General features: G+C 38.2%; 2 protein-coding genes. Both read left to right on the forward strand.

The genetic code is table 11. The features are described 5' to 3' along the window. Positions 1 to 1,957, forward strand: a 1,957-nt coding sequence (locus ACM55K_RS17360) for a YDG domain-containing protein (protein WP_416851594.1), incomplete at its 5' end; no start/stop codon positions are given. Between the two features lie 964 nt (positions 1,958 to 2,921). Then, the coding region (locus ACM55K_RS17365) for a beta strand repeat-containing protein (protein WP_416851595.1) at positions 2,922 to 5,770 on the forward strand (2,849 nt) is incomplete at its 3' end.

Here is a 5,770-nt window from a genome sequence, read left to right on the forward strand (position 1 = left end):
CTTCAGCGATAAAGACGTTGCCAATGGCAAAACAGTTACCTCTTCGGGCATGAGTTTGTCAGGATTGCAAGCGGGGAACTACAGTTTGACATCCGTGGGAACAACAACAGCAAATATAACTAAACGAGACCTTACCGTAACTGCTACCGGCATAGATAAAGTGTACGATGGCAATACAACGGCAACTGTAACTCTTTCTACTAATAAAGTAAGTGGAGATGATGTAACGGCTTCTTATAGTGCGGCTTCTTTTGATAACCCTAATGGTTCTATTGTTGATGTTAATAAACCAATTACAGTATATGGTATTTCAATTAGTGGTACAGATGCTGCTAACTATAATCTGTTGAATACGACAGCCACAACAACTGCAAACATTACCCAAGCACCAACCACTTTAACACTAACACTTAGTGGTTATCAGGTTCGCTATATGGATAACCTTACTTATACAGCGGTAATTAAACCATTGAATACAGCAACGCCACTTACAGGTTTTGTTACATTCGTAATAGGAACAGTCAATTATACAGCTATTGTTGTTCCAATCCCTGGTTCTCTGGATGGTTCAGTACAGGCGATGGTTATTAACCAACTACCTGCAACTGTTATTCCGGGTAGTTATACCGTAACAGCCACTTTTACAAGTACTAATTCAAACTATACTTCGGGTTCTTCTGACTCTAAAACACTTACTGTTGTTCCAAGAAATGCAGATCCATACGCTGCAACAGGCTTCTATGTAGGTGATGGCTTTGCTTGGACAACTGGGCCAAATACTAGTACTGCAACTGTAACTGTGGTTGCAGCCATAAGAGATACAAATGTACCTGGTGGTGATGTGCGGGGGGCAAAAGTTTCGTTCTATTTTGTTAACGGAACTACCTTAACGGCCATTCCAAGTGCTCAGAATTTGCCAGTAGGCTTGGTGGATGTAACCGATGGAAGTGTTGGTACTGCAAGTGCTATTGTTCAGTTAAATATAGGTTCGTTAAATTCACAAAGCTTCCAGATAGCTGTGAAGGTTACTGGAGCTTATACCAATAATCCTTGGGATGCGCTGTCTGGAGGGATCGTTACTGTTTCAAAACCTGTTACCGGAGGATTTATTACTGGAGGTAGCAACCTTACAAATCAAAGTTCATCAGGATACATTAAAGGTGCTGCAGGTTTAAATACAGACTTCCAGTTTGATATTCAGTATACCAAATCAGGCACAAATCCGAAAGGAAAAGTTAATATTATGGTTCGCAGTTGGTATGACAGAAATGGTATCCTCGATTCTAAATTGCATACTTACTTAATTAGGACAAATGCAATTGCTTTGCTGGCTATAGCTAATCCATTAGCAACCGGTACTTTCAGTGCTAAAGCAAATATGGAAGAGCAACTTACCAATGGAACTGTTGTATCAGTTGAAAGCGGAGCTACCTTCCAAATGGTGGCATTCCAAAATGCTTGTGAACAAAAAATAGCCATTACCTATTACAGGAAGGCAGGAGGTGTATGGTTCTCAAGTAATTGGGATTCGTTAACTGCAAAATCAGTACTTCAAGCGGTAAATTCTAATAGTAAAGTTTTTGTTTCTGGTGGTGGAAATTGTTCAGTATCTGTACCAGCAACAACTGCCCGTACGGCTAATTCAGTTGCTTCCAAACAAGTAATGGAAATACCGGTGGTTATTGCCAAAGAAATAAAAGAAGTATCAGAACCAGTTCCTTTCAATGTAATTGCTTATCCAAATCCATCAAGCCAGCACTTTATTATAGAGATGAAAGGTGGCAGTAATGAAAAAGTGGAAGTATTAGTATATGATTCACTTGGAAGAATGGTGAAACATATTGATAATAGTGATGGGCAGCAAATTAAGTTTGGTGATGGACTTCCATCAGGTGCTTACATTGCGATAGTTACTCAGGGTATTGACCAAAAAATAATCAGATTAATTAAACAATAAAGATTATTTATAACAAGTTTTAAAAACTCCATTTCAATTTTATTGGGATGGAGTTTTTTTATATAGTAGTTAAAATGATTTGAGAATTCAGTTTTAGGTAAAAGCAGTAAATACATAAGCATCAGGAATGGGTTTCAATTTAAAATGAAATATTTAGCCTTATTGCGTTTTATGAATAATGATTTGGGCTGATAGCATTATAATAAATTAAGGAAGTTTTTAATATAAGGAGCTGTCGGGTTTCACAAGGTTATTGAGGAGAGTTGACTTAATTTTGAATTAAATTTTCATCAATTCAAATTAAAAATCGGATTCAAAAGCCAGCATATTTTATCATTATATTTTTTTTATTTCCTCTGAAAATCATAAGGTATGTAGTTCATAGTTTTTTTTATTCCTTTAATCGGAAATGTATGAAAAATTGGACTAATGTGTTCTTAATTACATAATTTAGCATTTAAGTTGATGAAATTCAGATGATTATTTGAATGTTTTTTGTCTAAAAAAACCGTAAATTTTATAAAATTATGTTAAATGGTTACAACTCAAAAAAGTTCTTTCCGCATTTATATTTTAAGAAAAAACAGTCCCAATTCATTATTTGAATTCAATAAATATGAAAACATTTCTACCCAAATCTGGATTTTTAACTATAGTTCTTTTTATTACAAATATTTTTTTTTATCGCACATTAACTTTACCAGAACTGGAATATGGGTAAGTTTCTAAAGTTACTTTTGATAGAATTCGTTTTCTAAGTGGTAGCAAGTAACTTCTCAAGTATAATTAGTATTATTTATAGTTTCAGTTTCCTGAAAATAAAATCTTAATTTTTTTGATACTTCTTCTAGTGCCATAATCCATTTTTATTATTAATCCTTTTGTGCAAAATATACCCTTTAAAAAGAGAGAAGGCTTTACTATTTTAAGAAATTAAATTACTCATATAAAAAAAATAAATCTTATGAAAAATATTTTTACTTCAAAAGAAAAATTACTACATACAATTATATTGATAGTAATATCTATTTTTAGTTTTATAGGCACAATTGATAAGGCCTATGCTCAATCTCCTCAAGCGATTCCCTATCAGGGAGTCGCTCGAAATGCTAGTGGAGATATACGAGCTTTGCAAAACATCAGTTTGAGGTTTTCTATTCGTAGTGGTACTTCAACAGGTTCAATTGTGTTTCGAGAAACTCATAATGTTACTACTACCAATCTTGGGTTATTTAATGTGAATATTGGTTCAGGAACGCCAACTACTGGTACTTTAGCAGCTGTAAACTGGGGTATTGGCGCTAAGTTTATCCAAGTTGAAATGGATGCAACTGGTGGTGCTGTTTTTTTAGATATGGGTACTACACAATTGAATAGCGTACCTTATGCCTTATATGCCGAAAATGCAAATGTTCCCGGTATAGCGGGGCCTGCAGGTCCTACTGGCGCAACAGGTACTCAAGGTCCAATAGGGATGACAGGAGCTACTGGTCCTACGGGAGCAACTGGTCCTCAAGGTTCGATAGGATTGACAGGAGCTACAGGTCCTACGGGAGCAACTGGTCCTGCCCCTTCAGGGACAGGTTTAGTTACCGTTTCTAGTGGTGTTTTGAATGCTCCAGGAGGCTTAATTGGGGATGTAACAACTTCTGGTTCAGGCCTTGTTACCACACTTTCAACTACTGGAGTGAGTGCTGGAACTTATTCAAAAGTAACAGTTGATGAAAAAGGAAGGGTGATAGCTGGCTCACAAGTTGTGGCTGCTGATTTTGGATTAGGAAATGTTAATAATACATCAGATGCTAATAAACCTATATCGACGGCGCAACTAGCAGCATTAGATTTAAAAGAAAACGTGGTTAACAAATCAAATGCTCCCACATTAGGAACAAGTGATGTTTTATATCCAACTCAAAATGCGGTTAAAAGTTATGTTGACGCAAGTGTTTCGGTAGGTTCTGGGGCTTTAGCAGCAGAAATTGCAAGAGCTACAGCAGCAGAAGGAACACTTACCACTAATGTAGGTGCCAATGCAGCTTCAATTTTAGCAGAAACTACAGCTAGAACTGACGCAGACGCTATTCAAAATACAGCTATTGGTGCAAACGCTACAGCTATATCAACTGAAACTACAGCAAGAACAAATGGAGATATTACTAATGCTTCAGCGATAACAGCAGAAACTTCAGCTAGAACTGATGCAGATGCTATTCAAAATACAGCTATTGGTGCAAACGCTACAGCTATATCAACTGAAACTACAGCTAGAACAAATGGAGATATTACTAATGCTTCAGCAATAACAGCAGAAACTACAGCTAGAACTGATGCGGATGCTATTCAAAATACAGCTATTGGTGCAAACGCTACAGCTATATCAACTGAAACTACAGCTAGAACAAATGGAGATGCTACCAATGCTTCAGCAATTGCAGCAGAAACTACAGCTAGAACTGACGCAGACGCTATTCAAAATACCGCTATTGGTACTAATGCTTCAGCAATTGCAACAGAAACTACAGCTAGAGCAGCTGCAATAACAGCAGAAGCTGCAGCTAGAACGACAGGAGATGCTACTAATGCTTCAGCAATTGCAACAGAAACTACAGCTAGAACTGACGCAGACGCTATTCAAAATACCGCTATTGGTACTAATGCTTCAGCAATAACAGCAGAAACTACAGCTAGAGCAGCTGCAATAACAGCAGAAGCTTTAGCTAGAACGACTGCAGATGGTCTTCAAAACACAGCTATTTCGGATAATACAGGTGCAATAGCATCAGAAGCTACAACTAGAGCAGCAGCAATAACAGCAGAAGCTTTAGCTAGAACGACTGCAGATGGTCTTCAAAACATAGCTATTTCGGATAATACAGATGCAATAGCAACAGAAACTACAGCTAGAGCAGCTGCAATAACAGCAGAAGCTGCAGCTAGAACGACAGGAGATGCTACTAATGCTTCAGCAATTGCAGCAGAAACTACAGCTAGAACTGACGCAGACGCTATTCAAAATACCGCTATTGGTACTAATGCTTCAGCAATTGCAGCAGAAACTACAGCTAGAGCAGCTGCAATTGCAGCAGAAGCTGCAGCTAGAACGACAGGAGATGCTACTAATGCTTCAGCAATTGCAACAGAAACTACAGCTAGAACTGACGCAGACGCTATTCAAAATACCGCTATTGGTACTAATGCTTCAGCAATAACAGCAGAAACTACAGCTAGAGCAGCTGCAATAACAGCAGAAGCTGCAGCTAGAACGACAGGAGATGCTACTAATGCTTCAGCAATTGCAACAGAAACTACAGCTAGAACTGACGCAGACGCTATTCAAAATACCGCTATTGGTACTAATGCTTCAGCAATAACAGCAGAAACTACAGCTAGAGCAGCTGCAATAACAGCAGAAGCTGCAGCTAGAACGACAGGAGATGCTACTAATGCTTCAGCAATTGCAGCAGAAACTACAGCTAGAACTGACGCAGACGCTATTCAAAATACCGCTATTGGTACTAATGCTTCAGCAATTGCAACAGAAACTACAGCTAGAACTGACGCAGACGCTATTCAAAATACCGCTATTGGTACTAATGCTTCAGCAATTGCAGCAGAAACTACAGCTAGAGCAGCTGCAATTGCAGCAGAAGCTGCAGCTAGAACTGACGCAGACGCTATTCAAAATACCGCTAATGGTACTAATGCTTCAGCAATAACAGCAGAAACTACAGCTAGAGCAGCTGCAATAACAGCAGAAGCTGCAGCTAGAACGACAGGAGATGCTACTAATGCTTCAGCAATTGCAGCAGAAAC

The sequence above is a fragment of the Flavobacterium arabinosi genome, assembly GCF_048158725.1.
Classification (GTDB): domain Bacteria; phylum Bacteroidota; class Bacteroidia; order Flavobacteriales; family Flavobacteriaceae; genus Flavobacterium; species Flavobacterium arabinosi.